Here is a 362-nt window from a genome sequence, read left to right as displayed (position 1 = left end):
GAGCAAGCATTGCATGATCGAGGCATGCCAAAGAATGTGATTCATCATTCCGACAGAGGTGTGCAATATCTTTCCATTCGCTATACCAATCGTTTAGAAGCAGCAAATTTACGAGCATCAGTCGGTACAACGGGTGATTCATACGATAATGCTCTGGCTGAAACGGTGAATGGCTTATACAAAACAGAGGTGATTGAATATTTAAAAGCAGATTGGCAAGGTTTAGCAGATGTACAACTTGCGACACTAAACTGGGTAGATTGGTTCAATAAAAAGCGTGTACACAGTGCACTGGGTTATGTATCGCCTTTTGAGTTTGAAGCAATGTACTATGATAAGATTAACCCGTTAGGTCAGGTGGC

1 protein-coding gene is annotated in these 362 nt (G+C 41.7%); it reads left to right on the top strand.

The window, feature by feature from the left end; genetic code table 11:
- Positions 1–362: integrase core domain-containing protein (locus tag WA249_RS18920; RefSeq protein ID WP_144725592.1), on the top strand; the 362-nt coding region annotated here is incomplete at both ends.

Source organism: Acinetobacter sp. 161(2023), from assembly GCF_037027805.1.
Classification (GTDB): Bacteria; Pseudomonadota; Gammaproteobacteria; order Pseudomonadales; family Moraxellaceae; genus Acinetobacter.
The sequence above is the reverse complement of the archived record's forward strand: the minus strand, read 5'-3'. Positions and strand labels throughout refer to the sequence as shown.